Genomic DNA, 24,230 nt, shown 5'->3' with positions numbered 1-24,230 from the left:
GGGGTTCATTGGCCCATCTTGTAATCGAGGAACCACTTCTTGTTCAGCGCCTCGAGCGTGCCGTCAGCCTTGAGGCTGGCGATCGCGGCATTGACCGGGGCGACGAGATCTGAGCCCTTCTGGAAGATGAAGCCGAAATCCTCGGTGCCGAGCGGGCCGCCGACCAGCTTCAGGCCGCCATTGGAGGCATCGACATAGCCCTTGCCGGCGGTACCGTCGGTCAGCACCATGTCGACGTCGCCTGTTTTCAGCGCCTGTACGGTGGCGCCGAAGGTTTCGAAGGTCTTGATGCGCGGATTCTGCTCGTTGCCGTCGAGGACCGAATAGACGGCGGTGTAGAAGGGCGTCGTGCCCGGCTGCGCGCCGATCAGGCCGTCCTTGAAGGCGGCGAAGCTCTTGGCGTCGGTGAAGCGCTTTTCGTCGCCGCGCACCAGCATGAACTGCTCGGAGCGCATGTAGGGATCGGAGAAGTCGACCTTCTGCTTGCGGTCATCCTTGATGGTGATGCCGGTCATGCCGATGTTGTACTGGCCTTCGGAGACGGCCTGGATCATCGCATCCCAGCTGGTGTTCTGGTACTCGACCTTGAAATTCAGGCGTTTGGCGATCTCGTTCATCGCGTCATATTCCCAGCCGATCGCCTTGTTCGTCTTTGGATCGATGAATTGCAGCGGCGGATAGGCATTCTCCGTGACGACGATGACGGTCTTGCCGTTGAGGTTCGGAAGATCGGCGGCGAAGGAGGCAAAGGGTGCAAGCATGAGGGCGCTGAGGCCCAGAAGGAACGAACGACGGAATGCCATGGAAATCTCCCCAGATAGCGCGACGGAAAACTGTCATAGTTGGAAAGCGAATGGCAAGGCTATTGCCATGGTCGCGATGATAAAAATAGAAAAGCTGCACCAAAGCCCATGGCTTGCGGAGAATATTTCTTCGGCCCCAACCACACTTGACCGCCCAGAACGAAAAAGGCGACCCGAAGGTCGCCTTGATGTCTACGATCCGAGGGGATCGAAAGCTTATTCTGCTGCCGGTTCAGCGGCTGCCGCTGCAGCAGCTGCTGCTTCGGCTGCGGCCCTTGCTTCGGCGGCTTCTGCTGCTGCCTTTTCGGCTGCGAGCGCCTGAGCGGCTGCAACCTTCTCGGCTTCGATGCGTGCCTTTTCTTCGGCCAGAGCCTGACGCTCGGCATCGTTGAGCTTGCGGGCGCGGGTGCCGGTGTTCTCGACGATACGGGCGGCCTTGCCGCGCAGGTCGCGCAGGTAGTAGAGCTTGGCGCGACGGACCTTACCGCGGCGAACGATTTCGACGCTTTCGATCATCGGCGAGTAGACCGGGAATACGCGCTCGACGCCTTCGCCGTAGGAGATCTTGCGGACCGTGAAGTTTTCCTGCAGACCGCCGCCGGAGCGAGCGATGCAAACGCCTTCATAGGCCTGAACGCGGGTACGGTTGCCTTCCGTGACCTTCACGTTGACGCGAACGGTGTCGCCGGCGGAAAATTCGGGAAGCGTGCGCTTGGCTTCGATCTTGGCAGCCTGTTCGGCTTCCAGCTGCTGAATGATGTTCATAGTATCAACCTCGTTGTTGCTTCAACAGCCAGAGCGCCCTGAACGATCTCTATCCCTGGTCGGACCTTCAAGGTCTCGCCTCGGATATATGCCTGTTACGGCAGGGGCGGATACGTCTGTTTTTCTTTGGTGGTTGATGGGAAATTTCCCATGCCCGGCGCGCACATATCCTATTGTCACAGCTTTGTCACCCCTTGGGGCGGAATTAAGTGGCGTTTATTGGTGGCCGCCGGGGACGCGCCTTTCGATCTATAAGCACTGCCGTGGCTCTCTCAGCCGCTTTCCTCCTCCATCGTTCCCGGCCTCTTTGTTTCTTCACATTCACTTGTGCCCCGGTTACCGCTTGATCAGCCAAGGCGCAACATAGGCTGACCGACCAGTTGCTTCGATCAAAATGAGGATCCTTGTCCGTGGACTCATAATCCTCTTTCAACTGATGATTGGTGTGTGAACAATTCCTCTGCACTAAAGATTCTCGGCCAACGTATCCGTGATAGACGGAAGCACCTGCAGTGGACGCAGGAGACACTGGCGGATCGCGCTGGCATCGACCGCTCCTACATGGGTGGTATCGAGCGCGGTGAACGCAACATCACGTTTTCGGTGCTATGTCAGGTCTGTATCGCGCTCAGCTGTGATGTTGCGGCACTAACAACAGGCATCCCGGAGCTTTTACGTTGAAATGGCTCCGAACTATCATCGTTTTCGACAAGGGAAATATTCTCGGGTCGTCCGACCTCCGGCTCCTGCATGACAGCTATGTGCGGTCGATCGCGAGCATTGACCATCCTGCTGGGGCAGGCACGCTCACGCTGCGACGGAAAGAGCGCAAGAACGAGGATCAGAAGGACAGCGACTGGCTGCGAAATGGCGTGAACTTTCTGCGTGCCCGGTTTCTGGAGCACATGACAACAGAAGGGGGATGGCGCGCCGAGCTGAATGTCGAGCTCAACCCGGATCACGCGCCCCCACAACTGAAGCTCTATCCATCGTTGAAGTCATATCAAGAGCCGGTTGGCTCGAAATTTGGTCAGTTTGATTTTCTGACGACCGGGCCGAGTGGGTTGAAATTCGCCATTGAGTGGGAAACGGGAAATATCTCCTCCTCGCATCGGAGCATGAACAAGCTGGCAATCGCGCTTGCAAATCGGTTGATTGACGTCGGCGTATTGATCGTACCTTCGCGGGCGCTCTACGAGCACCTGACGGATCGGATTGGCAATGTTCAGGAGCTGTCCGGCTACCTTGAAATGTGGCACGGGCTGGGAGATGCTATCGATAGTGGGGTTCTTGCCATCACCGTTGTTGAGCATGACGAGCTGACCGATGATCCCTCGGTTCCCTTCCTCAGCGTGGGCAAGGATGGGAATGCCAAAAAAGCTTCCAAAGTCAAAGCCGAAAGACGTCAGAAACCCAAGTCCGTCTGAGCAGGTTCGGGGCACGAGCATTGTGGAGCGAGGTCACTCTGTATGCGGTATTCGGCCGGAAGCGGCTTGCCGTATTTTTTGCGGCGCTTGAGATCGTCCCGCGTGAAGAGAACATTCTTGTTCGAATGGATGTCAGCGAGGTGATCTCGGTCGCCTTCCAGGGCGTTGAAACGATCGACGATATCGGTGCATTCGAGTTCTGCGCCGATCCATCGGCGCCCGGTCAATTCTGCTGCTACAAAAGTTGTGCCGGACCCACCGAAGGGATCCAATATCAGCGAGCCCGGGTCGCTCGCCATTGAAATGATGCGGTCCATGAACTTTAGTGCAAGGGCGTTGGCGTCTCGCTTCTTGTATTTGGCGTGTCTTACCGGTGGTATGTCGGTCCACACATCGGTAAGGCTCACGCCAAGGGGATTCATCTTATCTTTGTATCCGCCGTAGTCACGCAACTCTCCGCCGCAATGCCGGCAGCATGGGACGGGCAGCCGATCGGGATGAAAGATTGTGGGCTTGTCGCCCTTGACGAAATATAGCAACGAGTAGTGAGCCGGATAAAGGCGCTTCGCTATGGGTAGCGAGTATTTCATATCGACCGTGATCCAGTGACGGAACGTCACCTTCTCTCCGGCATAAGCCCCGAGTGGGAGATTCCATTTGGGAAGATTGTAAAGGAAGAGGGAACCGCCTGGCTTTAGCACGCGGATCATTTCGTCGATCCACCGTTTGCACCATGCAAGGTATTCCTGATCCCGACGTGAGTCATCGATCTTGGATGCGTAGGCTTTACCTAAGTTGAAAGGGGGATCGGCAAAGGCCAGATCCACCACACCATCCGGCATCGAAGCCATAACTGTGAGGCAGTCGTCTTGATAAAGCTCGCCGAGATCAGTTTTAACGATGGGTATCATAGTCCTCATTGATCCTCGGATACATCGCCAAGGCAACCCTGTTTTTCGCTTATGCACAAATTCACGACTTGGAGAATACCGTTATCGCTCATGCGATGACGATCTTTCCCTTGTTGGTCGCTCTATCTTTTCCAGTTGCCAAATGGGCGTGAAATTCGGGTTCGTATCGATGGGCTGCTGGTGTTTAACACCATAGATCTGATCCTGGATGCTGCACTTGCCAGTCTCGGACTTGCCAATCTGCCCCTGGATCAGGTCATCAAGCACATTGGAAACGGTCAGCTTGCAAGAGCACTAGGAGAATGGATGCCACCGCTACCGGGATATCATCTCCATTACCCCACTCAGCGGCAGGATCGCTGTTGCTATTTCCCCGGCAGCCCGTCAAGCAGATCCGGCCGGCGCTCTCGCGTCAGCTCTTCGGCCTTCTCCCTCTGCCATTTGGCGATGGCCGCGTGGTTGCCCGAGGTGAGGATGGCGGGGATCTCGCGGTCTTCCCAGATCTGCGGACGGGTATAGTGCGGATGCTCCAACAGGCCGCCTTCGAAGCTTTCGTGCAGGCCCGAGAGGTCGTTGCCCATGACGCCGGGCAGGATGCGGACGATGGCGTCGAGCAGGATCAGCGCGGCCGGCTCGCCGCCCGAGAGGATATAGTCGCCGATCGAGACTTCCTCGAGGTCGCGGCCATCGATCACACGCTGGTCGACGCCTTCGAAGCGGCCGCAGACGATGATGACGCCGTCGCCATCAGCGAGCTCGCGCACGCGCTTCTGCGTCAGCGGCTTGCCGCGCGGGCTCATCAGCAGGCGCGGGCGGCTGTCGTTTTCGCTGGCATGGTCGATGGCGCGGGCAAGAACATCCGGCTTCAGCACCATGCCGGCGCCGCCGCCGGCGGGCGTATCGTCGACGGTACGATGCTTGTCGGTGGTAAAATCGCGGATCTGCACGGTGTCGAGCGCCCATTGCCCGCGCTCCATCGCCTTGCCTGCAAGGGATGTGCCGAGATGGCCGGGAAACATCTCGGGATAAAGCGTCAGGATGGTCGCCCGGAAACTCATGGCGCGGTCACTTCCCAATGAGGATCACTTCTTCGTCTTGCCTTGCGGCTTTTCCGGCTTCGCGGGCTTGCCGATGAGATCGTCGGGATCGTCGATCAGGCCGGCGGCCATCGGGTCGATCAGGATCTTGCCGCCCTCGAGATCGATTTCGAGCACGGCCGCTTCCGAAAAGGGGATCAGCACCGGGCGCTTGCCCGGACCCTTCAGCTCGAGGAGATCGCCGGCGCCGAAATCATAGATGCCGCTGACAGTCCCGTAGCCGGTGCCCTTGTCGTCGACGGCTTCCAGACCTTCGAGATCGGTATAGAAGAATTCGTCATCGTCGAGCTCTTCGTCCGGCAGGTTGTCACGCTCGATATAGAGTTCCAGCCCGTTCAGCGCCTCGGCGGCGTTGCGGTCGTTGATGCCCCGGAAGCGCACGACGACCACGTTCTTGGCCTCGCGGATTTCCAGAACTTCGAAGCTGCGGCCGTCCATGCTGTGCAGGTGGCCGTAATCGCCCAGCGTTGTGGGATCGGAGGTATAGGCGCGGGCGCGCACCTCGCCCTTGAGGCCCTGTGCGGCGCCGATGGTCGCCATCAATACCGGATTTTGCAGTGTCGTCATGGTCTCTTCGCTGATTGCCCGGAATTATGCAGCAGATCTAAAGTACTACAGCGACCTTTGCGCGTCATATCTGACGCGCGGCGCTGTCGTTGCGTTCTCTCATAGGCTGAACATCCGCCAATGGGAAATGAAAAACGGGCGGCATGTTGCCATGCCGCCCGTTTTTGATCGTCACAAGAACTGCTTATTCAGAAGCGGCAGCAGCGGCGTCAGCGGCCTTCTGTGCCTTCTCAGCAGCGCGTTCCTGGGCGCGCTTGCCCGGCTTTGCCTTTTCCGGGTTGTTCTTGGCATCGCGCTGGGCAACGCCGGCTTCTGCGAGGAAGCGCAGAACGCGGTCGGTCGGCTGCGCGCCGTTGTCGAGCCAATGCTTGATGCGCTCGGCGTCGAGTTCAACGCGCTTGGCGTCGTCCTTGGCGAGCATCGGGTTCCAGGAACCGACCTTCTCCAGGAAACGGCCATCGCGCGGCGAACGGGCGTCGGCGATCACAACGTGGTAGTACGGGCGCTTCTTGGAGCCACCGCGGGCGAGACGAATTTTCAGTGCCATAATTTCTACTCCTTAGGCTTTTCTTGACCGCTTCGTTGAGGCGGTATGGTTACGTCGCGCTGCTTTTCTCTTGCCGCCTGATCCCTGTCGAAAGCGTCCTGCGCCTTTCGGGATCAGGCTGCTCGGGGGTTACCCTTTGAGATCCGCAGCGATCTGTTCATGATGCCGGATGACTTCCTTGATGACGAAGTTCAGGAACTTCTCGGCGAAATCCGGGTCCAGATTGGCGTCCTTTGCCAGATGGCGCAGACGTTCGATCTGGTATTCTTCGCGCGCCGGATCGGCCGGCGGCAGGTCATATTTGGCCTTCAGCACGCCCACTTCCTTCGTGCAGCGGAAGCGTTCGGCCAGCATATGCACCAGTGCGGCATCGATGTTGTCGATCGACTGGCGGTAGTTGCCCAGTTGGGCCTTGACGTCTGGATCAATCATGGGGGTCTTCGATCCTTCTCACTTCTTCTTCGGCAAACCGGGAAGCCCCGGGAAACCACCGCCGAGGCCCGGCAACTTGGCGCCGCCCAGGCCTGGCAATCCACCGCCGCCGCCGAGGCCCGGCATACCACCGGGACGACCGAGGCCGGCGGCTTCGGCCTGTTTCTGCAGGGCTTCGAGTTGCTTCGGGTCCATGTTCGACAGGTCGGGCATCCCGCCCATACCACCGCCGAGACCCATCTTGCCGGCAAGGCCGCCCATCATCTGCTTCATCATGCCGCCTTTGCCCTTGCCGCCCATCATCTTCATCATATCAGCCATCTGGCGGTGCATCTTCAGAAGCTTGTTGATATCGGAGGCGTCGGTGCCGGAGCCGGCGGCGATGCGCTTCTTGCGGGAATGTTTGAGGAGATCCGGGTTGGCGCGCTCGGCCTTGGTCATCGAGGAGATGATGGCGATCTGGCGGCCGAAAAGCTTGTCGTTGAGGCCGGCGGCGGCCATCTTGTCCTTCATGCCGGACATGCCGGGCATCATTCCCATGATGCCGCCCATGCCGCCCATCTTCTGCATCTGGCCGAGCTGGTCGGCAAGATCGTTCAGGTCGAACTTGCCCTTGGCCATCTTGGCGGCCATGGCGGCCGCCTTTTCGGCGTCGATATTTTCCGCAGCCCGCTCAACCAGCGAAACGATGTCGCCCATGCCGAGGATGCGGTCGGCGATGCGGCGGGGATGGAATTCCTCCAGCTCGCCCATCTTTTCGCCGACGCCGATCAGCTTGATCGGCTTGCCGGTCACAGCGCGCATCGAAAGGGCAGCACCGCCGCGGCCGTCGCCGTCCATGCGGGTCAGCACGAGGCCGGTGATCCCCACGCGCTCGTCGAAATTGCGGGCGAGGTTCACGGCGTCCTGACCGGTCAAGCTATCGGCGACCAGCAGGATTTCATGCGGATTGGACTTCTTCTTGATGTCCGCCATCTCGACCATGAGCGGCTCGTCGATATGCGTACGGCCGGCGGTGTCGAGGATGACGATGTCGTGGCCGCCGAGCTTGGCGGCCTGTACGGCGCGGGCGGCAATATCGGTCGGCGACTGGCCGGCAATGATCGGCAGCGTATCGACACCCGTCTGCACGCCGAGCTGGCGCAGCTGTTCCTGTGCTGCCGGACGGCGCGTGTCGAGCGACGCCATCAGGACTTTCTTGCGGTCGCGGCTCGTCATGCGGCTGGCGATCTTCGCCGTGGTCGTCGTCTTGCCCGAGCCCTGCAGGCCGACCATCATGACGACGACCGGGGCCGGCGCGTTGAGGTCGATGCCGACGCCCTCGCCGCCGAGCATTTCGATCAGCTCGTCATGGACGATCTTGACGACCATCTGGCCGGGCTTGATCGACTTCAGGATCTCGGCACCGACGGCCTTTTCGCGGACGCGATCGGTAAAGGAGCGAACGACGTCAAGCGCCACGTCGGCTTCCAAGAGCGCGCGGCGAACCTCGCGAAGTGCTGCGGAAACATCGGTTTCCGAAAGCGCGCCGCGGCCTGTCAGTCCATTCAGAATGGAACCAAGACGGTCCTGGAGGTTTTCAAACATCAATTCTTCCTTATCGATCGCTCTGGGCTTTGGATTTGCGCCTATGCCTTATCTTTCTCGGCCTTGCCTCGAAAGGGAGATGCGCGGTTCCTTGCCCGAAACGTCGTGCTTTTCCATGACGAAAACAAGACGCAAAGCCAAAAAGCACCCGAGGGCGCATCGCGCTGTCGGGTGTTGACCTCCGGGATCTCTTTATACCTTTTATGGGTCCCGGTCGGTGGCTCGGAGGCTTGTGCTCGTCGCAGATTGCGGGCGATAAACAGGAAAAGGCCGGCAAAGTCAACCCAAGGCGGCCGAAATGCCTGAAATGCACTGATGACATGGCTATATCAATGTCGTTTTGCCCGTACCATCGTCTTCCAATTATTGTATCGATCCCCGCCATCAAGTGATTCCCCGAGACAGTTCCGAATGAATGATGCAGCCCTGACCGATCTCCTCGCCGCCTGCCGCGCTTACGCCGGCGGCCGGGTCGATCCCCGTTTCAACGAGGCGGCGCAGGCCTTCTATGCGAGCGCCACGACGCAGCCGAAGATCGTGGCGCGGGCGGCGCGCGAGCTTGGCCGCCTGCCGCCGCCGGGTGCTGCGATCCTTGCCAATATGCTCGGCACCATCATCGAGAAAGGCGGGGCGGTTGAGCGCAGCGGCGCCGCCGTGTGGGAGCTCTACCTGGCATGGCTGCCGCAGATCCATCACGGTTTTGCCGGCCGCAAGGAGCTGAGCCCGCGGCAAAGGCAACTGCTCGATGCCTTCCAGCTGCTCAGCCAGTCGACGGTTTCGCATCTTTCCGCCATGCCGGAAGAACGCAAGCTTGCGGCCGGCAATAAAGCGTTGATGGCGCAGCTGGCCGAGCTGCAGGATTATACGCCGGGTGCGGCCTGGGTCCGTCAGGTGCTCTTGAGCCGCAGCGACGATCTGCTGGTGCTGCACCTGCCAAGCCGTCGGGGCTTTCGTCTGCGCTACGACAATATCGTCAACTGCTTCCATCTGTTCACGCTGATCCAGGCCGCCTTCGGCGAGCGGCTGCCAGGCGGCCGCGCACCCAACAGGTTCATTGTCGACATGGCGCGCTGCGTGACGGTGGCCGAAGACGGCAATGACGAGCCGTGGTGGCGCTATGAGACGGTGCAGCCGGATCGACTAGGCCCTGTCGATATATCAGGCGAGGCCTCAGTTGAGACGATCGCCCGCATCGATGGCCGGCAGGTCATCCTGCTTTCGCCTCCCGTCGAAGGTGCGGCGTTGTGGGATACGAGCTTCTTCACGCCGCAGCTTTTCGCCATGCCGGCGAATGTGGTGCTGGAGGAGACGCTGACGGCGTCCGAGGCCGAAGAATGGTTCGCCAAGGCCGGCATGCCGTCCAGCGAGGCGACAGGCGCGCAAAGGGCGGATAAGGCATGACCAGCGCATCCGGCACCGCCAAGAAGAATCCCTATTATCAGGGTCCGGTTTCCGATCATTTCGACGGTCAGCGCTTCTTCAATCCCGGCGGCGTCGAGCCGGGCGGTGCGTTCGATCTGCTGAGATGGCAGCTTGGCGGCGGGCGGGTGCGCTGGCCCAATCCCGTCATCAGCGCCTTTCCGCCGGCAAGACCCGACCGGCACGTCTTCGGCGAGCAGATGCGGGTGACGATGGTCGGCCATGCCTCGATGCTGGTGCAGGTCGCCGGGCTGAACATCCTGACCGATCCGGTCTGGTCGGAGCGGGTCAGCCCCTTCCGATCCCTAGGGCCGAAGCGTGTCGTGCCGCCCGGCATCCGCTTTGAGGACCTGCCGCATATCGACCTCGTGCTGGTGACGCATAATCACTACGATCACCTCGATGTCGCCACGCTTGCGCGCCTGCATCATGCGCATCGGCCTGACATCGTGACGCCGCTCGGCAACGACACGATCATTCGTCGCGCCGTTCCCGACGCCGATATCACCGTGGTCGACTGGGGTGATCGCATCGCCTTCAAGGCCGGCGTGACCATCGATGTCGAGCCCTGTCATCACTGGTCGGCGCGCGGCATGGGCGACCGGCGCATGGCGCTCTGGGCGGCCTTCGTGCTGACCACGCCAGCGGGCAAGATCTACCATGTCGGCGACACCGGCTTTCACGATGGCATCAATTACGAGGCGGCTGCCCGCAAGCATGGCGGCTTCCGCCTCGCGATCCTGCCGTTCGGTGCCTACGAGCCGCGCTGGTTCATGAAGGGCCAACACCAGAATCCGGATGAGGCGGTGAAGGGCATGAAGCTCTGCAATGCCGCCTATGTCGCCGGACATCACTTCGCGACCTTCCAGCTGACGGACGAGGGGATCGACGAGCCTGTTCACGCGCTGGATGCGGCCCTGAAGACGGAGGGTGTGGAGCCGGATCGCTTTCGCCCGCTCAGGGCAGGCGAAGTCTTCGACGTGCCGATTGGTTGAGTATTGCGCCAAAAACTCCTTCTCCCCTTGGGGGTAAGGTGGCCCGAAGGGTCGGATGAGGGGGCTAACCACCTTGACGTCGCTACTTTCGTAGTCCTGGCAGCTCCTCCCCCTCATCCGCCTGTCGGCACCTTCTCCCCGAGGGGAGAAGGAGTTTCCGGAAGCCTTGTGCGGGTCGCCGCGCCTTACTGATTGATCTCTGGCTCGACGAGCTTTGCCAGGTTGATCAGCGATTCCTGCCAGCCGAGATAGCAGGTCTCGGGCGGAATGACGTCAGGCACGCCGGCCTGGGTGATGTCGACTTCGGTTCCGACGAGGACCTTCTTCAACGTCACGGTCACTTCCATTTCGCCCGGCAGGTTCGGGTCGTCGAACTTGTCGGTATAACGCACCAGCTCGCCCGGGATCAGCTCACGGAAATCGCCGCCGAAGGAGTGGCTTTCGCCCGTCGTGAAGTTGCGGAACGACATTCTGAACGTGCCGCCGACGCTCGGCTCCAGATGATGCACGGTGCAGGCAAAGCCGTTCGGCGGCAGCCACTTGGCAAGCGCATCCGCTTCGATGAATGCGCGATAGACCTTTTCCGGGCTGGTCGCCAGGACGCGGTGCAGGCGTATGGTATTCGGCATGGTCATAATCCCTATGGTTTGACGGAGTGGACGAGCCTAGGACGTGCGGGGTTTCGGTGGTCCGACACGGCGAATGATTTTTTCTCAAAGTTAATCGCGTCAAGGTTTCTCGGCAGGATTTTCGCTCCAGTCATACGGGCGGGTCATCCGTCCTCGTGGTTCGAGACGGCCCTGCAGGCCTCCTCACCATGAGGACTGACCTTCTGAGTTGGTCGCGCTCTCGTGGGGTGGCTATCGTAAAGAAAATCATGAATCGCCAGAATGAGGCAAACTCCGCCTCATCCTGAGGTGTGAGCCCAAAGGGCGAAGCCTCGAAGGATCGGGGCGGCCCGGATGTCCCCGACCAATCCTGAATAGTGCCGTCCTTGACTCCCCACTGGTAATTCCCCCGCAATTCCGCCATATACAGCTCGAAAACACTGACGGATATGGCATCATGAGCAATACGGTCGAATTCGCGAGGATGAACGGGCTTGGCAACAAGATCCTGGTCGTCGACATGCGCGGCCGTAAGGACGTGGTGACCGCGGCGGCGGCGATTGCGCTCAATGCCGATCCGGCAACCCAGTTCGACCAGATCATGGCGATCCACGATCCGAAGCTTGAGGGCACTGATGCCTGGATCGATATTCTGAACTGCGATGGCACGAAGGCGCAGGCCTGCGGCAATGGCACGCGCTGCGTCGTGCAGGCGCTGGCGGCGGAAACCGGCAGACACGTCTTTACCTTCCAGACAGTGGCCGGCATTCTGAATGCCAGGGAGCACGAGGACGGCACGATTTCGGTCGATATGGGCACGCCCGTCTTTGCCTGGGACAAGATCCCGCTTGCCGAGGAATTTGCCGATACCAGCCGCATCGAGCTGCAGATCGGGCCGATCGACAATCCCGTCCTGCATTCGCCCTCGGTTGCCTCGATGGGCAATCCGCATGCGATCTTCTGGGTCGACAAGGACCCGATGTCCTTCGATCTCGATCGTTTCGGCCCGCTGCTGGAAAATCATCCGATGTTTCCCGAGCGCGCCAACATCACGCTGGCGCAGGTGCTGTCGCCGACGCTTGTGCGCACCCGCACCTGGGAGCGCGGCGCCGGCCTGACGCTTGCTTGCGGCTCCGCCGCCTGTGCCGCCGCCGTCAGCGCCGCACGTACCGGCCGCACCGGCCGCAAGGTGACGATCGAGGTCGCCTCGGCGCCTGCTCCGGGCAAGCTTACCATCGAGTGGCGGGAGGGTGACGACCATGTCGTCATGACCGGCCCCGCCGAATGGGAATGGTCCGGCACCGTCGATCCGGTCACGGGCAGCTTCTCGCGCGATCCGGAGCAGGGGGCTCAGGCGCGGTGAGCGGGGTCGAGGTCATTACCTTCGGCTGTCGCCTCAACACCTATGAATCCGAAGTGATGAGGGCGCAAGCGGAAGCCGCCGGGCTCAACAACGCTATCCTGGTCAATACCTGCGCCGTGACGGGCGAGGCCGTACGTCAGGCGCGCCAGGCGATCCGCCGGGCGCGGCGCGACAACCCGCATGCCCGTATCATCGTGACAGGCTGCGCCGCGCAGACGGAAAAGCAGACCTTTGCCGAAATGGCCGAAGTGGACGCAGTTCTGGGCAACGAGGAAAAGCTGAAGAGCGCTTCCTACCGCTCCCTGCCGGATTTCGGCGTTTCGGCGGAAGAGAAGCTGCGCGTCAACGACATCATGAGTGTGCGAGCGACGGCGCCGCAGATGATCCGCCATATCGATGGCCATGTGCGCGCCTTCATCCAGGTGCAGAACGGCTGCGACCATCGCTGCACCTTCTGCATCATCCCCTATGGCCGCGGCAATTCGCGCTCGGTGCCGATGGGCGCCGTCGTCGATCAGGCCCGCAACCTCACCGAAAGCGGCTATCGCGAGATTGTGCTGACCGGCGTCGACGCCACGAGCTATGGCGCCGATCTGCCGGGAACGCCGACACTCGGCCTGCTTGCCAAGACGCTTTTGAAGCAGCTCCCGGATATCCGCCGGCTGCGGCTGTCCTCGATCGACAGCATCGAGGCCGATCAGCATCTGATGGATCTCATCGCCGACGAGCCGCGCTTCATGCCGCATCTGCATCTCTCCCTGCAGCATGGCGACGACATGATCCTCAAGCGCATGAAGCGGCGGCACTCGCGCGCCGATGCCATCGGCTTCATTAGGGATGTGCGCCGCCTGCGCCCGGAGACGAGCTTCGGCGCCGACATGATCGCCGGTTTTCCGACGGAGACGGAGGAGATGTTCGCCAATGCCGTCGGCCTTGCGGAAGAAGCCGGCATCGCGCATCTGCACGTCTTCCCCTACAGCCCGCGCCCCGGCACGCCGGCCGCCCGTATGCCGCAGCTTGACCGCGGCCTCATCAAGGAACGCGCCGCCCGCCTGCGCGAAGCTGGACAAAGATTGCATCAGGCCCATCTGGACAAGATGGTCGGCACGCGGCAATGGCTGCTTGTGGAGAATGGCGGGTTGGCGCATACGGAAAACTTCACGCTTGTCGCCGCCCCCGGCCTCCGGCCGCGCGACCTTGTGCAGGTCGCAATCACCGGCCACAATGGCAAGCACCTCGACATGCAACTTCTGGCCGCCGACGCGGCCTAATGCTTCAACGGACACTTCATGGCGCTCGGTTTCATCAAAAAAGTCTTCACCTTCGGCCGTGAAAAGCCGGCTGAGGAGCAGGCGCCTGCGGAGGATTTGGCGAAGGTTGAAACGCCTGCTGTGGGGCAGGAAACGGATGTTTCGCCGGCTTCCGAATTTGCCGAGCCCGCGTCACCCCCCTCTGTCCCTTCGGGACATCTCCCCCACAAGGGGGGAGATCGTTTGGAGGATGCAGGGCCGGCTGAGCAAGAACCTCACGCTGAAAGCCAGGTGGATGCTTCCGGCGCGAAAGAGATCGAGGCCGCTGAAACTCCCGGCTTTCTTGAATCCGAGTCGCAAGAGCAGGATGAAGGCTTTCAGGCACTCGAACTGGAGCAATCCGCCGATACGGAAGCGAATCTAGTTTCGGAAGAGCGCCCCACCGATCCGATCTCCCCCCCTGTGGGGGAGATGTCCGACAGGACAGAGGGGGGTGACGAAGCCTCGGCAAGCTCGGAACCTTCGTCGAAAGACTCCGAACCTTCCTCGGAAAACACCGAAACCCCATCTGCCCCCATTCTTCCCAAAGGCTTCGCCACCGCCTCCAGCATCCCCGAGCCCACTCCCGAAGCCCCGAAGCAAAAGCTTTCCTGGTTCCAGCGCCTGCGCGCCGGGCTCGCGCGTACCTCCTCGCAGCTGACCGGCCAGATCGCGGCGCTCTTCACCAAGCGCAAGCTTGACGATCAGACGCTGCAGGATCTCGAGGATCTATTGATTCAGGCCGATCTCGGCGTCGAGACGGCGATGCGCGTCACCGATACGCTGGCCTCCGAGCGTTACGGCAAGGATGTGACCAGCGAGGATGTCGGCCGCATCATGGCGCAGGAAATCGCCAAGGTGCTGAAGCCTGTGGCAAAGCCATTGCAGCTCGATCTCAGCCACAAGCCGCATGTCATCCTCGTCGTCGGCGTCAACGGCACCGGCAAGACGACGACCATCGGCAAGCTGGCGTCGAAGCTGTCCGGCGCCGGTCTCAAGGTCATGGTCGCCGCTGGCGATACGTTCCGCGCCGCCGCCATCGAGCAGTTGAAGATCTGGGCTGACCGCACCAAATCGGAATTCATCGGTACCAAGCTCGGCGCGGATGCCGCCGGTCTCGCCTTCGATGCCTTCCAGCAGGCCAAGGCCAACAAGAGCGACGTGCTGATCATCGACACCGCCGGCCGCCTGCAGAACAAGGCGGAGCTGATGGCCGAGCTTGAGAAGATCGTGCGCGTGCTCGGCAAACTCGATCCGGATGCGCCGCACACCGTGCTGCAGACGCTTGATGCCACTACAGGTCAGAATGCGTTGAGCCAGGTGGAGATCTTCCGCAATGTCGCCGGCGTCAACGGGCTGATCATGACGAAGCTTGATGGTACGGCGCGCGGTGGCATCCTTGTGGCCATCTCGGCCAAGCACAAGCTGCCGGTCTATTTCATCGGCGTCGGCGAGGGTGTAGACGATCTCGAGCCTTTCGAGGCCGAGGATTTTGCCAACGCCATCGCAGGGACAGGCGCCGGAAGCAGCCAATGAACGACAAGAACAAATTCGACGATAGCGAAAGTGCCGCAATGACGACCAGCGACAACGACCTCACCCCAAGTGCAGCCGACAAGCATCATCCGATGCTGAAGCTGGTGCTGGAACTCGGGCCATTGCTGGTGTTCTTCTTCGGCAATTTGCGTGGCGACTGGCTGGTGCAGCATTTTCCGCAGCTGGCGGCGCTCGGCGGGCCGCTCTTCGTCGCCACCGGCCTGTTCATGGCGGCAACGGTGCTCTCGCTCGTCGTTTCGAAGGTCATGCTCGGCCATCTGCCGCTGATGCCGTTCGTATCTGGTATCGTCGTCCTCGTCTTCGGCGCGCTCGGCATCTACCTGCAGAACGAAACCTTCATCAAGATGAAGCCGACCATCGTCAATGCGCTGTTCGGCGCCGCGCTGCTCGGCGGCCTTGTCTTCGGCAAGTCACTGCTCGGCTATGTCTTCAATGCCGCCTTCCAGCTGGATGCCGAGGGCTGGCGCAAGCTGACGCTGCGCTGGGGCATTTTCTTCTTCGTTCTCGCCGTGCTCAACGAGGTCGTCTGGCGTGGCTCGAACTGGTACTACCTGCCCGACGTCAAGGCCGCGGACAATCTCTGGGTCAACTTCAAGGTCTGGGGAACGATGCCGATCACCATCCTCTTCACCCTGTCGCAGATGCCGCTGATCATGAAGCACACGGTCGAGCCGCCGATAAGCGGCGATAAATGAACGCGACCCTCGACGACCAAAACCGCTATCGGCAGCAGAGCTTCTGGCTGATCGCCTGCGCGGTCGTTCTGCTCGTGCAGATCGTCGCGGAATACATGATGGGCCGCGTGCCGATCTGCACCTGCGGCTACGTGAAGCTTTTCGAGCCGGTGGTGAAATCGAGCGGCAATTCGCAGCATATCGCCGACTGGTACACGCCGTCGCACATCATCCACGGCTTCCTGTTCTTCGGGCTCACGCATCTGATCATGCGCGGCAAGCAGCTGTCGATGCGGCTGTTCGTTGCCATGTTGATCGAATCCGGCTGGGAGCTCTTGGAGAACTCGCCGATCATCATCAACCGCTATCGTGCCGCGACGATCTCGCTCGACTATGTCGGCGACAGCATTCTGAACTCGGCGATGGACGCGGTGTTCATGGTGGTCGGCTTCCTGTTCGCCTGGCGCGCTCCGGTGCTGGTGACGGTTGCCATCGCCATCTTCTTCGAGCTGCTGACGGGCTACCTGATCCGCGACAATCTCACGCTCAATGTGCTGATGCTCGTCTGGCCGGTCGATGCGATCAAGACCTGGCAGGGTGGGATTTAGGAGAGTTTTGAAGCTGACTTCGTGGCCACCTCGTGGTTCGAGGCCCTATTGCCTGCGTTATGCTTCGGCAACAGGGCACCTCACCATGAGGTGGAGCGGTTCTCGCGACGATTGAACGGTAGCTCAGCGTTAGATGAAGCAAGGGAGATCAGTCCTCATGGTGAGGTGCGGAGGCCCATCGGGCCGGAGCCTCGAACCACGAGGGCGGGTGGTTGTTCTCGGATAAAATTAAGACGCCGGCTTCCCCACCGCTTTCTCGATCGCCGGATAAAGCCCCTCTTTCAAGCTGGTCGGCGTAAACGGGCCGACCTGCTTGTAGAGGATCGTGCCGTCAGGCGAGACGAGATAGGATTCCGGGATGCCGTAGACGCCCCAGTCGATGGCGGCGGAACCGTTGGGGTCGATGCCGATGGCGTTGTAGGGATTGCCGAGTTCGCCGAGGAAACGGAGCGCGTTCTCGCTCGTGTCCTTGTAATTGATCGCAACGATATTCAGCCGGCCGTCTTGGGCGAGTTGCTTCAGCACCGGATGCTCGTCGCGGCAGGGAATGCACCAGGAGGCGAAGACGTTGACGAGGGTCAGCTTGCCCTTGATGGCGTCATCGGTCAGCGCCGGCAGGTTGGAGCCATCCAATGGGGGCAGAGCAAGCTTCGGCGCCTTCGTACCGATCAGCGCCGAGGGGATGGCGGAGATGTCGGTGCCATGAACTTCCTGGTCATACATGACCTTGCCGACCGCAAGGGCGATACAGGCAAAGACGATCAGCGGGATCAGCGCCAGCAGATAGCGCGCGGTGCCGCCGCCCGATTTCGGCTGATCCTTATTATCGGCATCGGTGGTCATTTCGCATCGCCTTCGGGCGGGCGCTGCGAACGGCGGCGGATGCCGGATGCTTCGAGTGCTGCCAGTTCGCGGCGGCGCAGGCGGCCGTCGATCCATGTCCAGGCAATGATGGCGAGGATCATGACGGCGGCAAAACCATAGGAGCCGAAGACGTAGAAGGGATGGGTCATGCTATTCCTCCCGGCTTGCCATGCGCGCGGCGATGCGGCGCTGCGCGGCGATGCGGCGGCGCCAGATCTCGTTGCGGATCGCCATCAGATGCAGCGTGAAGAACAGCAGCGTGAAGGCCAGCGCCATGATGAAGAGCGGCCAGAGGAATTCCGCGTCGATGGCAGGGCCATCCAGGCGCATGATGCTTTCCGACTGATGCAGGGTGTTCCACCAGTCGACGGAGAACTTGATGATCGGAATGTTGATGAAGCCGACCAGCGTCAGCACCGAGGCGACGCGGGCGGCCTTCGACGGATCGTCCATGGCGCGGTTGAGCGCGATCAGGCCGAGATACATCAGGAAGAGGATGAAGACGGAGGTCAGGCGCGCATCCCAGACCCAATAGGTGCCCCACATCGGCTTGCCCCAGAGCGAGCCGGTGACGAGCGCGATCAGGGTGAAGGCGGCGCCGAGCGGTGCGGCGGTCTTGCCGGCGACGTCAGCGAGCGGATGGCGCCAGACCAGCGTGCCGATCGCCGACATGCTCATGATCGTGTAGCACATCATCGAAAGCCAGGCTGATGGCACATGGATATACATGATGCGGACGGTATCGCCCTGCTGGTAGTCGCCCTCGGTCGAGAAGGAGAGATAGAGGCCGATCGCTAGGAGTATGGCAGTCATCGCCGCCAGCCAGGGAATGAGACGCGTCGAAAAGGCCAGGAACCGCGTGGGGTTGGCGAGGTCGGAAAATCGGCTGATCGCAGGGCTGATATCGCTCATGCGGCTTGTTTAACCCGTTATGGCTTTTGCGGCAATCGACAGCATTGTCTCAGATCGACGAAACAGTATCTCTTAGAGCGTGATGCCGAAAAGTGTTGGTGGTTTTCGGACGACATCACGCTCCACTTCCTTGATTCTAGAGCGGATTCAGATTTTGGGTCGATTCGACCTAAAATCATCCGGCTCTAGCGATCAATCTGTCGTGTTGCGCAGCGCAAGGGCGGCGGCTGCCGGGCCGATGACGGCGAAGAACAATGTAAGAGCGATCAGGATCAGGAAGGGCGGCAGGAAGGGTTGCGGCCCCTCGACGGCCGCGTAGGTGGCGCTGACGCCGAAGATCAGCACCGGAATAGCGAGCGGCAGCACGAGGATCGACACCAACAACCCGCCGCGCGGCAACGCCACGGCGACGGCGGCACCCACGGCGCCGATGAGAGTGATCGCCGGCGAGCCGACGAGCAGAGTCAGCGCCGTCGCGCCGATCGCCGTCTCGTCCATATTCATAAAGAGCCCGAGCAGCGGCGAGGCGATGACCAGCGGCAGTCCGGTCGCCACCCAATGCGCCGCGCATTTGACGAGAACAGTCAGGACCAGCGGCGTTTCCTGCATGACGAGCAGATCGAGCGAACCGTCATCGCGTTCTGCCTGGAACAGGCGGTCGAGGCCGAGCAGGCAGGCGAGCAGCGCACCGATCCAGACGATGGCCGGGCCGATGCGGGAAAGCAGCTTCAGGTCAGGTCCGACGCCGAAGGGGATGACGGCGACGACGGTGAGGAAGAAAAGGATGCCGATCAACGCCCCGCCGCCGGCGCGCACCGAGAGTCTGAGGTCGCGGAGGAAGAGGGCGGTCATGGGTGGCACCCAGTATGCCGTGCGATACCCCCCTCTGTCCCTTTCGGGACATCTCCCCCACAAGGGGGGAGATTGGTCATTTGCGGCGCGTACATCTCCCCATCCAACATCGAATCCATAGAAGCGGGAGCTGAGCCCGCTGGTTTTGCAAGCAGGTGCGGCAAACTCCCAACAATCTCCCCCCTTGTGGGGGAGATGTCCCGAAGGAACAGAGGGGGGTGGCGAAGGTGCGGCGCAGGCAAAAGCATCGAACTCATCCCCATACCCCCTCGCTCACCCCGGCAAATCCCGTCATCCGCATTTCCCGCACATTCTCCAGGCCGAGCGGCTGGTGCGTCGCTGCAAGAACGATGCCGCCATTCTTTTGATGCGCCGCAATCAGATCAGCGAAGAGTCGGTCGGCCGAGCTGTCGAGCGCTGCCGTCGGTTCGTCGAGGACCCAGATCGGGCGATGGGCGACGAGCAGCTTTGCGAAAGCGATTCGCCGCTGCTGACCGGCGGAGAGATAGCCGAAGGGCAGATGGGTGATGCCGGCAAGCCCGACGGCATTGGCCGCTTCATCGATATCTAGGCCGAGGCCGCCCGCCATGTCGCCGAGAAAGGTTTTCCAGAAGGCCAGGTTTTCTGTCACGGTCAGCTCGGATTTCATCGCATTGCGGTGGCCGAGATAGTGGCTGGCTTCGCCTGCCTGCCGGTCCGGCTCGCCGCCGTTTCCTGTCCATGTGACACGACCCCTTTCCTGTCTGAGAAGGCCGGCCACGACGCGCAGAAGCGTCGATTTCCCAGAGCCGTTAGGACCGGTCAGAACGAGCGCGTCGCCGCCCGCCAAGTCAAAGGAAACGTTCGAGAAAATCAGGTCTTCGCCCCGCCTTGCCGCCAGGTTTTCAGCGCTTAGATGCATTCGCTCAGGCTTCCCTTATTTTCATTGCCGCAACGCGCAAAAATTTGTCCAAATTTGCATCTTGTCACTCTGGCAAGTCTTTACGAAATTATCTATAAGACCTGCAACCACGCCAGCGGTCGGCGTGAATTTCATCCTTGCGCCGAACATAAGGTTTTCTGCCTTACGTGCGGACAGCGGAAATGGCCGTACCCGCATCCTGATGTGCATAAAGTGCATAGGCGTTCGCACGACTGTGTTGGCTATCAGAAACGGGGTATCTCGTGTCTAAATCTCTTGACAGTTTCAATTGTCGTTCCACGCTGACCGTGAACGGGAAAGACTACACCTATTTCAGCCTGCCCAAGGCTGAAGCGAACGGTCTGCCCGATGTTTCCAAGCTGCCTTATTCGATGAAGGTGCTTCTGGAAAACCTGTTGCGTTTTGAAGACGGGCAGTCGGTTACCAAGGAACATATCCTTGCCGTCGCCGAATGGCTGACCAACAAGGGCACCGTCGAGAACGAAATCGCCTATCGCCCGGCGCGCGTGCTGATGCAGGACTTCACCGGCGTTCCGGCCGTTGTCGACCTTGCCGCCATGCGCGACGCGATGGTTTCGCTCGGTGGCGATCCGGAAAAGATCAACCCGCTCGTTCCCGTCGACCTCGTCATCGACCATTCCGTCATTGTCGACGAATTCGGCACGCCGCAGGCTTTCGCCCGCAACGTCGAGCTGGAATACCAGCGCAACGGCGAGCGCTACCGCTTCCTGAAGTGGGGCCAGCAGGCCTTCGAGAACTTCCGCGTCGTTCCTCCCGGCACCGGCATCTGTCATCAGGTCAATCTCGAATACCTCGGCCAGACCGTCTGGACGAAGGAAGAAGACGGCGAAACGATCGCCTATCCCGATACCTGCGTCGGAACGGATTCGCACACGACCATGATCAACGGCCTCGGCGTTCTCGGCTGGGGTGTGGGCGGTATCGAAGCTGAAGCCGCGATGCTCGGCCAGCCGGTCTCCATGCTGCTGCCTGAAGTCATCGGCTTCAAGCTCACCGGCAAGCTCAAAGAAGGCGTCACCGCGACCGACCTCGTACTGACCGTCGTGCAGATGCTGCGAAAGAAGGGCGTCGTTTCCAAGTTCGTCGAATTCTTCGGCCCCGGCCTCGACAACATGCCGCTCGCCGACCGTGCCACCATCGGCAACATGGGTCCGGAATACGGCGCGACCTGCGGCTTCTTCCCGGTCGACAAGGAAACGCTGAACTACCTCAACATGTCCGGCCGCGCCAAGGACCGCATCGCGCTCGTCGAAGCCTATTCCAAGGCTCAAGGCATGTGGCGCGACAACGACGGTTCCGATCTTGTCTTCACCGACACGCTGGAACTCGACCTTGGCGACGTCGTGCCGTCGATGGCCGGCCCGAAGCGTCCGGAAGGCCGCATCGCGCTGGAAAATATCGCTTCCGGCTTCGCAACCTCGCTCGAAACCGAATACAAGAAGCCCGGCCAGCTCTCCAACCGCTATGCGGTCGAAGGCACGGATTTCGATATCGGCCATGGCGACGTCGCCATCGCAGCCATCACCTCCTGCACCAACACCTCCAACCCGTCGGTGCTGATCGCAGCCGGCCTTCTCGCCCGCAATGCCGTTGCAAAGGGCCTGAAGACCAAGCCGTGGGTCAAGACCTCGCTGGCACCGGGATCGCAGGTCGTCGGCGAATACCTCGCCAAGTCCGGCCTGCAGGCCGATCTCGACAAGCTCGGCTTCAACCTGGTCGGTTTCGGCTGCACCACCTGCATCGGCAACTCCGGTCCGCTGCCGGCGCCGATCTCCAAGACGATCAACGACAAGGGCCTGATCGTGTCGGGCGTGCTCTCGGGCAACCGCAACTTCGAAGGCCGTATTTCGCCAGACGTCCAGGCAAACTACCTGGCTTCGCCGCCGCTCGTCGTCGCTTACGCGCTCGCCGGCACCGTACAGCTCGACCTGACGAAGGAGCCGATTGGCGAAGACCAGAACGGCAAGCCTGTTTACCTGAAGGACATCTGGCCGACCTCGCACGAGGTTCAGGAGTTCATCCAGAAGTACGTCACCCGCGAGCTCTACGAGAGCAAGTATGCCGACGTCTTCAAGGGCGATGCCAACTGGCAGGCCGTGCAGGTTCCTCCGGGCCAGACCTATGCGTGGGACGACGACTCGACCTACGTGCAGAACCCGCCCTACTTCGTGGGCATGGGCAAGACCGGCGCCGGTATTTCCGATATCAAGGGTGCCCGCGTTCTCGGTCTCTTCGGCGACAAGATCACCACCGACCATATTTCTCCGGCCGGTTCGATCAAGGCTGCCTCGCCCGCCGGTGCCTACCTCATCGGTCATGGCGTCGGCGTTGCCGACTTCAACCAGTACGGCACACGCCGCGGCAACCATGAAGTCATGATGCGCGGCACCTTCGCCAACATCCGCATCCGCAACCACATGCTCGGCCCGAACGGCAAGGAAGGTGGCTACACCATCCACTATCCGTCCAAGGAAGAGACGTCGATCTACGATGCGGCCATGCAGTACAAGACCGAGGGCGTTCCGCTCGTCATCTTCGCCGGTGTCGAATACGGCAACGGCTCGTCGCGCGACTGGGCTGCCAAGGGCACGAACCTGCTCGGTGTGCGCGCGGTGATCGCCCAGTCCTTCGAGCGTATCCACCGTTCGAACCTGGTGGGCATGGGCGTCATCCCCTTCGTCTTCGAGGACGGCACTACCTGGGCAAGCCTCGAGCTGAAGGGCGATGAACTCGTCACCATCGAAGGCCTGGCTGATATCAAGCCGCGCGAGCGCAAGATCGCCAAGGTCACCTATGGCGACGGCACGGTTCGCGATATCCCGATCATCTGCCGTATCGATACGTTGGATGAGGTCGTCTACGTCAACAATGGCGGCATCCTGCAGACCGTTCTGCGCGATCTCGCTGCCTGATAGACATTCAAATTAATCCTGTACGCCGCCGGGAAACTCTTCCGGCGGCGTCTTGTTTTTCACGGTGTTGTGTTCGGCGCTGCTGCCGTGTGGCATTGGCCTCACCCCATCGTGACTTTGCGTCATCGCGCTAAACTATTATCTCTTGTTTCAGATTTTTCCGGCTTGATGTGGCTTGGTCGCCCCAAGAAGCGCGAGTGTTTCGGAGCCCTAGCGGGCAAACGGCGCTCGAGATTGGATTCAGAGGTAAGATAGAATGCGCCTTCGATTTTTGGTTCCACTTCTGGCAGGCATCGCGCTGGCAAGTTCGCTGCATGCGCAGGAAGCGGCGAAGATCAAAGGTGTCGTCGAGCTCTTTACCTCGCAGGGCTGCGCCTCCTGTCCTCCGGCCGATGCGGCGTTCCGCAAGCTGATTCGCCAGGGCAATGTCGTCGCGCTCGCCTATCACGTCGATTACTGGAATTATCTCGGCTGGAACGACACTATGGCGTCCAAGGACAATACGGCGCGCCAATATGCCTATGCCCGCACGATGGGGCGCAGCGGGGTCTATACGCCGCAGGCGATCGTCAACGGCAGAGACCATATGAACGGTGCCGACCTCGATGCCATCAATGTCAAGCTGGACGATTTCCAGCACCGCGGCGAGGGCCTGACGGTTCCGGTGATTGCATCGACAAAGGGCGACGAGCTCGAGATCAAGATCGGCGCCGGCGCGGGCAAGGCCAATGTGGTCATCGTCTATTTCGACAAGGAACAGATGGTAGCGCCAAAGGGTGGCGAAAACACCGGGCAGCAGATCGCCTATATGCATGCGGTCTCGGATGTCGAGACGGTGGGCATGTGGGACGGAAAGGCCATGAGTCTCGTGCTGCCTTCCAACGTCCTGGATAAAGCCGGTCGGAGAGGCCTTGCCGTCCTGCTGCAATCGTCGACGCCTTCGGGTGATCCGGCCGCCATTCTCGGAGCAACTGTTCTGGTGGTCGGCTCGGACGGCTGAACGGCTTCTTCCAGCTTTGCCGGCGTGCTTTTCTTTTTCGGTTCGCCCGAAAAGATTTCCCGTTCCGGCCTGCGCCGAAAAGGTCCCTATTTTGGCAT

25 protein-coding genes and 1 pseudogene are annotated in these 24,230 nt (G+C 60.9%); 12 read left to right on the top strand and 14 right to left on the bottom strand.

The features are described 5' to 3' along the window. Positions 1-5 precede the first annotated feature (5 nt). Positions 6-803 carry a transporter substrate-binding domain-containing protein gene (locus tag ACIQWP_RS18985; protein ID WP_402790404.1) on the bottom strand — a complete coding sequence of 266 codons (798 nt, stop codon included), beginning with the start codon at positions 801-803 and terminating at the stop codon, positions 6-8. 216 nt (positions 804-1,019) lie between these two features. Continuing rightward, positions 1,020-1,568 (bottom strand): 50S ribosomal protein L19, encoded by a 549-nt coding sequence (gene rplS, locus ACIQWP_RS18980; protein WP_402790401.1) that lies wholly within the window; start codon positions 1,566-1,568, stop codon positions 1,020-1,022. Between the two features lie 447 nt (positions 1,569-2,015). On the opposite strand from rplS, the gene ACIQWP_RS18975 reads away from it, so the two are divergent. After that, on the top strand, positions 2,016-2,249 hold the full coding sequence (locus ACIQWP_RS18975) for a helix-turn-helix domain-containing protein (protein WP_402790399.1): 234 nt from the start codon (positions 2,016-2,018) through the stop codon (positions 2,247-2,249). Beyond that, positions 2,246-2,995, top strand: a complete 750-nt coding sequence (locus ACIQWP_RS18970; protein WP_402790396.1) for a hypothetical protein — start codon at positions 2,246-2,248, stop codon at positions 2,993-2,995. Before ACIQWP_RS18975 ends, ACIQWP_RS18970 begins: the two co-directional genes overlap by 4 nt. Here ACIQWP_RS18970 and ACIQWP_RS18965 read toward each other — a convergent pair. Continuing rightward, positions 2,974-3,906: a DNA-methyltransferase gene (locus ACIQWP_RS18965; protein WP_402790393.1), complete on the bottom strand. Its 933-nt coding sequence runs from the start codon at positions 3,904-3,906 to the stop codon at positions 2,974-2,976. The two genes, ACIQWP_RS18970 and ACIQWP_RS18965, sit on opposite strands and share 22 nt — an antisense overlap. Before the next feature lie 135 nt (positions 3,907-4,041). Here ACIQWP_RS18965 and ACIQWP_RS18960 point away from each other — a divergent pair. Next, positions 4,042-4,248 (top strand): annotated as a pseudogene (locus tag ACIQWP_RS18960) (LysR substrate-binding domain-containing protein); the annotation flags it as partial. 23 nt (positions 4,249-4,271) lie between these two features. Here the strand turns inward: ACIQWP_RS18960 and trmD are convergent. The 5 genes from trmD to ffh form a co-directional block, all read right to left on the bottom strand. Then, on the bottom strand, positions 4,272-4,964 hold the full coding sequence (trmD, locus tag ACIQWP_RS18955; protein ID WP_402790390.1) for a tRNA (guanosine(37)-N1)-methyltransferase TrmD: 693 nt from the start codon (positions 4,962-4,964) through the stop codon (positions 4,272-4,274). Between the two features lie 24 nt (positions 4,965-4,988). Continuing rightward, positions 4,989-5,570 carry a ribosome maturation factor RimM gene (gene rimM / locus ACIQWP_RS18950; protein WP_402790387.1) on the bottom strand — a complete coding sequence of 194 codons (582 nt, stop codon included), beginning with the start codon at positions 5,568-5,570 and terminating at the stop codon, positions 4,989-4,991. 184 nt (positions 5,571-5,754) lie between these two features. Continuing rightward, positions 5,755-6,117, bottom strand: a complete 363-nt coding sequence (gene rpsP / locus ACIQWP_RS18945; RefSeq protein WP_402790384.1) for a 30S ribosomal protein S16 — start codon at positions 6,115-6,117, stop codon at positions 5,755-5,757. Between the two features lie 129 nt (positions 6,118-6,246). After that, positions 6,247-6,549, bottom strand: coding sequence for a chorismate mutase (locus ACIQWP_RS18940; RefSeq protein WP_402790381.1), 303 nt, complete (start codon positions 6,547-6,549; stop codon positions 6,247-6,249). 18 nt (positions 6,550-6,567) lie between these two features. Then, a complete protein-coding gene (ffh, locus tag ACIQWP_RS18935; protein WP_402790378.1) occupies positions 6,568-8,136 on the bottom strand; it encodes a signal recognition particle protein in 1,569 nt (522 codons plus the stop codon). 411 nt (positions 8,137-8,547) lie between these two features. Between ffh and ACIQWP_RS18930 the strand changes: the two genes are divergently transcribed. Both ACIQWP_RS18930 and ACIQWP_RS18925 read left to right on the top strand, forming a co-directional pair. Further along, a complete protein-coding gene (locus ACIQWP_RS18930; RefSeq protein ID WP_402790375.1) occupies positions 8,548-9,537 on the top strand; it encodes a hypothetical protein in 990 nt (329 codons plus the stop codon). Further along, complete coding sequence (locus tag ACIQWP_RS18925) at positions 9,534-10,550, top strand: MBL fold metallo-hydrolase (protein ID WP_402790372.1); 1,017 nt, start codon at positions 9,534-9,536, stop codon at positions 10,548-10,550. Before ACIQWP_RS18930 ends, ACIQWP_RS18925 begins: the two co-directional genes overlap by 4 nt. Positions 10,551-10,735: 185 nt before the next feature. Here ACIQWP_RS18925 and ACIQWP_RS18920 read toward each other — a convergent pair whose 3' ends face one another. Further along, a complete protein-coding gene (locus tag ACIQWP_RS18920; protein ID WP_402790370.1) occupies positions 10,736-11,179 on the bottom strand; it encodes an SRPBCC family protein in 444 nt (147 codons plus the stop codon). A 436-nt stretch (positions 11,180-11,615) separates the two neighbouring features. Here ACIQWP_RS18920 and dapF point away from each other — a divergent pair, with 436 nt between their 5' ends. Genes dapF through ACIQWP_RS18895 form a run of 5 tightly spaced genes read left to right on the top strand, consistent with a single transcriptional unit; the run spans position 11,616 to position 16,649 of the window. Further along, positions 11,616-12,521 (top strand): diaminopimelate epimerase, encoded by a 906-nt coding sequence (dapF, locus tag ACIQWP_RS18915; protein ID WP_402790367.1) that lies wholly within the window; start codon positions 11,616-11,618, stop codon positions 12,519-12,521. After that, entirely contained in the window at positions 12,518-13,792 is a 1,275-nt protein-coding gene (gene mtaB / locus ACIQWP_RS18910) for a tRNA (N(6)-L-threonylcarbamoyladenosine(37)-C(2))-methylthiotransferase MtaB (RefSeq protein ID WP_402790364.1), read from the top strand. The genes dapF and mtaB overlap by 4 nt, the downstream gene beginning before the upstream one ends. An 18-nt stretch (positions 13,793-13,810) precedes the next feature. Beyond that, entirely contained in the window at positions 13,811-15,346 is a 1,536-nt protein-coding gene (gene ftsY / locus ACIQWP_RS18905; protein WP_402790361.1) for a signal recognition particle-docking protein FtsY, read from the top strand. Beyond that, complete coding sequence (locus ACIQWP_RS18900; protein ID WP_402790358.1) at positions 15,343-16,062, top strand: septation protein A; 720 nt, start codon at positions 15,343-15,345, stop codon at positions 16,060-16,062. Before ftsY ends, ACIQWP_RS18900 begins: the two co-directional genes overlap by 4 nt. Further along, entirely contained in the window at positions 16,059-16,649 is a 591-nt protein-coding gene (locus ACIQWP_RS18895) for a DUF2585 domain-containing protein (protein WP_402790355.1), read from the top strand. The genes ACIQWP_RS18900 and ACIQWP_RS18895 overlap by 4 nt, the downstream gene beginning before the upstream one ends. Before the next feature lie 228 nt (positions 16,650-16,877). On the opposite strand, the gene ACIQWP_RS18890 is transcribed toward ACIQWP_RS18895, so the two are convergent. The 5 genes from ACIQWP_RS18890 to ccmA form a co-directional block, all read right to left on the bottom strand. Beyond that, the gene (locus tag ACIQWP_RS18890) at positions 16,878-17,492 is read right to left on the bottom strand and encodes a DsbE family thiol:disulfide interchange protein (RefSeq protein ID WP_402790352.1); all 615 of its coding nucleotides are present in this window, start codon (positions 17,490-17,492) and stop codon (positions 16,878-16,880) included. Continuing rightward, positions 17,489-17,662 (bottom strand): heme exporter protein CcmD, encoded by a 174-nt coding sequence (gene ccmD / locus ACIQWP_RS18885; protein WP_077471973.1) that lies wholly within the window; start codon positions 17,660-17,662, stop codon positions 17,489-17,491. Before ccmD ends, ACIQWP_RS18890 begins: the two co-directional genes overlap by 4 nt. A gap of 1 nt (position 17,663) precedes the next feature. Then, complete coding sequence (locus ACIQWP_RS18880; protein WP_402790348.1) at positions 17,664-18,425, bottom strand: heme ABC transporter permease; 762 nt, start codon at positions 18,423-18,425, stop codon at positions 17,664-17,666. A gap of 192 nt (positions 18,426-18,617) precedes the next feature. Continuing rightward, positions 18,618-19,277 (bottom strand): heme exporter protein CcmB, encoded by a 660-nt coding sequence (gene ccmB, locus ACIQWP_RS18875; protein WP_402790346.1) that lies wholly within the window; start codon positions 19,275-19,277, stop codon positions 18,618-18,620. 253 nt (positions 19,278-19,530) lie between these two features. After that, positions 19,531-20,178: a heme ABC exporter ATP-binding protein CcmA gene (gene ccmA, locus ACIQWP_RS18870; RefSeq protein ID WP_402790343.1), complete on the bottom strand. Its 648-nt coding sequence runs from the start codon at positions 20,176-20,178 to the stop codon at positions 19,531-19,533. Positions 20,179-20,441: 263 nt separating this feature from the next. On the opposite strand from ccmA, the gene acnA reads away from it, so the two are divergent. Next, complete coding sequence (gene acnA / locus ACIQWP_RS18865) at positions 20,442-23,132, top strand: aconitate hydratase AcnA (protein ID WP_402790340.1); 2,691 nt, start codon at positions 20,442-20,444, stop codon at positions 23,130-23,132. Positions 23,133-23,388: 256 nt separating this feature from the next. Further along, a complete protein-coding gene (locus ACIQWP_RS18860; RefSeq protein WP_402790337.1) occupies positions 23,389-24,132 on the top strand; it encodes a DUF1223 domain-containing protein in 744 nt (247 codons plus the stop codon). Positions 24,133-24,230: the final 98 nt, after the last annotated feature.

Origin of the sequence: Rhizobium sp. NPDC090279, from assembly GCF_044769665.1 — a bacterium.
Taxonomy (GTDB): domain Bacteria; phylum Pseudomonadota; class Alphaproteobacteria; order Rhizobiales; family Rhizobiaceae; genus Rhizobium.
Note: the sequence above shows the minus strand (reverse complement) of the source record. Positions and strands in the feature narration are given on the sequence as shown.

What these genes read in the sequence shown, in the direction of transcription:
- ACIQWP_RS18985 (WP_402790404.1), bottom strand. Translation starts at nt 803, where the DNA reads ATGGCATTCCGTCGTTCGTTCCTTCTGGGCCTCAGCGCCCTCATGCTT.
- ccmD (WP_077471973.1), bottom strand. Translation starts at nt 17,662, where the DNA reads ATGACCCATCCCTTCTACGTCTTCGGCTCCTATGGTTTTGCCGCCGTC.
- rpsP (WP_402790384.1), bottom strand. Translation starts at nt 6,117, where the DNA reads ATGGCACTGAAAATTCGTCTCGCCCGCGGTGGCTCCAAGAAGCGCCCG.
- ACIQWP_RS18930 (WP_402790375.1), top strand. Translation starts at nt 8,548, where the DNA reads ATGAATGATGCAGCCCTGACCGATCTCCTCGCCGCCTGCCGCGCTTAC.
- ACIQWP_RS18860 (WP_402790337.1), top strand. Translation starts at nt 23,389, where the DNA reads ATGCGCCTTCGATTTTTGGTTCCACTTCTGGCAGGCATCGCGCTGGCA.
- ACIQWP_RS18920 (WP_402790370.1), bottom strand. Translation starts at nt 11,179, where the DNA reads ATGCCGAATACCATACGCCTGCACCGCGTCCTGGCGACCAGCCCGGAA.
- ACIQWP_RS18925 (WP_402790372.1), top strand. Translation starts at nt 9,534, where the DNA reads ATGACCAGCGCATCCGGCACCGCCAAGAAGAATCCCTATTATCAGGGT.
- ACIQWP_RS18880 (WP_402790348.1), bottom strand. Translation starts at nt 18,425, where the DNA reads ATGAGCGATATCAGCCCTGCGATCAGCCGATTTTCCGACCTCGCCAAC.
- ACIQWP_RS18940 (WP_402790381.1), bottom strand. Translation starts at nt 6,549, where the DNA reads ATGATTGATCCAGACGTCAAGGCCCAACTGGGCAACTACCGCCAGTCG.
- rimM (WP_402790387.1), bottom strand. Translation starts at nt 5,570, where the DNA reads ATGACGACACTGCAAAATCCGGTATTGATGGCGACCATCGGCGCCGCA.
- dapF (WP_402790367.1), top strand. Translation starts at nt 11,616, where the DNA reads ATGAGCAATACGGTCGAATTCGCGAGGATGAACGGGCTTGGCAACAAG.
- ACIQWP_RS18900 (WP_402790358.1), top strand. Translation starts at nt 15,343, where the DNA reads ATGAACGACAAGAACAAATTCGACGATAGCGAAAGTGCCGCAATGACG.
- ffh (WP_402790378.1), bottom strand. Translation starts at nt 8,136, where the DNA reads ATGTTTGAAAACCTCCAGGACCGTCTTGGTTCCATTCTGAATGGACTG.
- trmD (WP_402790390.1), bottom strand. Translation starts at nt 4,964, where the DNA reads ATGAGTTTCCGGGCGACCATCCTGACGCTTTATCCCGAGATGTTTCCC.
- ACIQWP_RS18890 (WP_402790352.1), bottom strand. Translation starts at nt 17,492, where the DNA reads ATGACCACCGATGCCGATAATAAGGATCAGCCGAAATCGGGCGGCGGC.
- ccmB (WP_402790346.1), bottom strand. Translation starts at nt 19,277, where the DNA reads ATGACCGCCCTCTTCCTCCGCGACCTCAGACTCTCGGTGCGCGCCGGC.
- ccmA (WP_402790343.1), bottom strand. Translation starts at nt 20,178, where the DNA reads ATGCATCTAAGCGCTGAAAACCTGGCGGCAAGGCGGGGCGAAGACCTG.
- ACIQWP_RS18965 (WP_402790393.1), bottom strand. Translation starts at nt 3,906, where the DNA reads ATGATACCCATCGTTAAAACTGATCTCGGCGAGCTTTATCAAGACGAC.
- rplS (WP_402790401.1), bottom strand. Translation starts at nt 1,568, where the DNA reads ATGAACATCATTCAGCAGCTGGAAGCCGAACAGGCTGCCAAGATCGAA.
- ftsY (WP_402790361.1), top strand. Translation starts at nt 13,811, where the DNA reads ATGGCGCTCGGTTTCATCAAAAAAGTCTTCACCTTCGGCCGTGAAAAG.
- ACIQWP_RS18895 (WP_402790355.1), top strand. Translation starts at nt 16,059, where the DNA reads ATGAACGCGACCCTCGACGACCAAAACCGCTATCGGCAGCAGAGCTTC.